Consider the following 2,515-nt stretch of genomic DNA (forward strand, 5'->3'; position numbering starts at 1 on the left):
CGGGGAGGGGGACGGCCGCAGGGCGAGCGCCCGGACGGGTCAGCCGGCGGCTCCCAGCGCCTCGGACACCAGGGCGCGGGCCTCGTCCTGGACGCGCGCGAGGTGTTCGGCGCCCTGGAAGCTCTCCGCGTACACCTTGTAGACGTCCTCCGTGCCGGAGGGGCGGGCCGCGAACCAGGCGCTGTCGGTGCAGACCTTCAGCCCGCCGATGGCGGCGCCGTTGCCCGGGGCCTCGGTGAGGACCGCGGTGATGGGCTCGCCCGCCAGTGAGCCGGCGGTGACCTGCTCCGGGGAGAGCCGGGCCAGCACCGCCTTCTGCTCACGGTCGGCGGGGGCGTCGACCCTCGCGTAGGCCGGGTCGCCGAAGCGTGCGGTCAGTTCGCCGTAGTGCTGGGAGGGGGTGGAGCCGGTGACCGCCGTGATCTCGGAGGCCAGCAGTGCCAGCAGGATGCCGTCCTTGTCCGTCGTCCACACCCGGCCGTCGCGGCGCAGGAAGGACGCCCCGGCGGACTCCTCGCCGCCGAAGCCCAGGGTGCCGCCGAACAGGCCGTCTACGAACCACTTGAAGCCCACGGGCACCTCCACCAGTTGCCGCCCCAGGTCCGCGGCGACCCGGTCGATCATGGAGGAGGACACGAGGGTCTTGCCGATGCCGGTGCCGGCGGGCCAGTTCTCGCGGTGGGAGTAGAGGTAGCGGATGGCGACGGCGAGATAGTGGTTGGGGTTCATCAGCCCGCCGTCCGGCGTGACGATGCCGTGCCGGTCGGCGTCCGCGTCGTTGCCGGTGGCGATGGTGTACGCGTCGCGCTGCTCGATCAGCGACGCCATGGCGTGCGGCGAGGAGCAGTCCATGCGGATCTTCCCGTCCCAGTCCAGCGTCATGAAGCGCCAGGTGGGATCGGCGAGCGGATTGACGACGGTCAGGTCCAGGCGGTGGCGTTCGGCGATGCGGCCCCAGTACGCGACCGAGGCGCCGCCGAGCGGGTCCGCGCCGATCCGGATGCCCGCGTCGCGTACGGCGTCCAGGTCCAGGACGGCCGGGAGGTCCTCGACGTACCCGGTCAGGAAGTCGTGCCGTCCGGTGGTACCGGCGGCCAGGGCCCGGGCGTAGGGGATCCGCCGGACCTCTTTCAGCCCGCCCTCGATCAGGGCGTTGGCCCGGTCCTGGATCCAGGAGGTGGCGTCCGAGCCCGCGGGGCCGCCGTGCGGCGGGTTGTACTTGAAGCCGCCGTCGGCGGGCGGGTTGTGCGAAGGGGTGACCACGATGCCGTCCGCGAGTCCCCTGGTGCGGTCCCTGTTGTGGGTCAGGATCGCGTGGGAGACGGCGGGGGTCGGGGTGTAGCCGTCGTCCGTGTCGATGAGGACGGTGGCCCCGTTGGCGGCGAGCACCTCGACGGCGGTGATGCGGGCCGGCTCGGACAGCGCGTGGGTGTCGGCGCCGAGGAACAGCGGCCCGTCGGTCCCCTGCCGGGCACGGTATTCGCAGATGGCCTGCGTGGTGGCGGCGATGTGGTCCTCGTTGAAGGCCGCGGCCAGGGCCGACCCGCGGTGTCCCGACGTACCGAAGGCCACCCGCTGGTCCGGCTCGGCCGGATCGGGGTGCACGGTGTAATAGGCCGTCACCAGCCGTGCCACGTCGATCAGGTCTCCGGGCTGCGCCGGCTTGCCGGCCCGTTCGTGCGCCATCGCTTCTCCTCTGTCTTCGTCGGCCGGTCGGCCTCGGCGGACCGCCGTGGGACGGACGATCATCACGAGTTCTACCCGATCTTGCCGCGCCGACCGCACGCGCGGGTGCCGGGACCTACCGCCATTACACGCGGAGCGGGCGCCGCACCCGGGTCCTTCCGGCGTGATCGGCCGGTTTCCGGGGGCGAGGGACGGCGAGGGACGGCGATGAGAAGGAGGCTGTCCGCTCACCGGGGCGTCGGGAACCGGAATGCGTGGCGGGCGGTCCGGCGGCAATACGCGGACCTTTCCCCGGCCGACGTATCCACCCGGCCTGTTTCTCCTGCGGGTTATCGGCGACCAGGACCGCGGGAATGGAGGCGACCGCGGACGGCAATGCCATCATGCGGCACCATTCCCCGGCGACTGCACGCATCGGTATTCCGACACGCCGGATCACACGGTAAGCGCATCGCGTTCCCGACCTGCCCCGAGGTAATCCGCAGGGAAAGATGTGCGAGTCGTGTTCGTTTCACCGGCCGCTGCCGTGTCACAGTGCATTTCGGTTTCGTCCACTTGATCTCCGCCGCCATATTCCATACCGCCGGCGCCCACCCGGACCGGCTTCTCGGGGGCATGTGAGAAGGGAGCCGTGTGTGCTGCAGAAAAGTTTCACCCGGGACCGCCCCCTGACGGTCCTTCACCTGGTCCAGCCGGTGGAGGGGGGAGTCGCACGCGTGGTGACCGACCTGGTCGCGGCGCAGGTGCGGGCAGGGCTGCGGCCGGTCGTGGCCTGCCCGCCGGAAGGGTGGCTGGCGTCGGGGGCGGCGGCCGTGGGGGCGAGGGTCTG

1 protein-coding gene and 1 pseudogene are annotated in these 2,515 nt (G+C 71.8%); one reads left to right on the top strand and one right to left on the bottom strand.

The features are described from left to right. Window positions 1–39: 39 nt before the first annotated feature. Window positions 40–1,686, bottom strand: coding sequence for a phosphoglucomutase (alpha-D-glucose-1,6-bisphosphate-dependent) (gene pgm, locus ABZ371_RS31595; protein WP_358686155.1), 1,647 nt, complete (start codon window positions 1,684–1,686; stop codon window positions 40–42). A 635-nt stretch (window positions 1,687–2,321) separates the two neighbouring features. On the opposite strand from pgm, the pseudogene ABZ371_RS31600 reads away from it, so the two are divergent. Then, window positions 2,322–2,515, top strand: a pseudogene (locus ABZ371_RS31600) (glycosyltransferase family 1 protein); the annotation flags it as partial.

The sequence above is a fragment of the Streptomyces sp. NPDC005899 genome, from assembly GCF_040629645.1.
GTDB lineage: Bacteria > Actinomycetota > Actinomycetes > Streptomycetales > Streptomycetaceae > Streptomyces.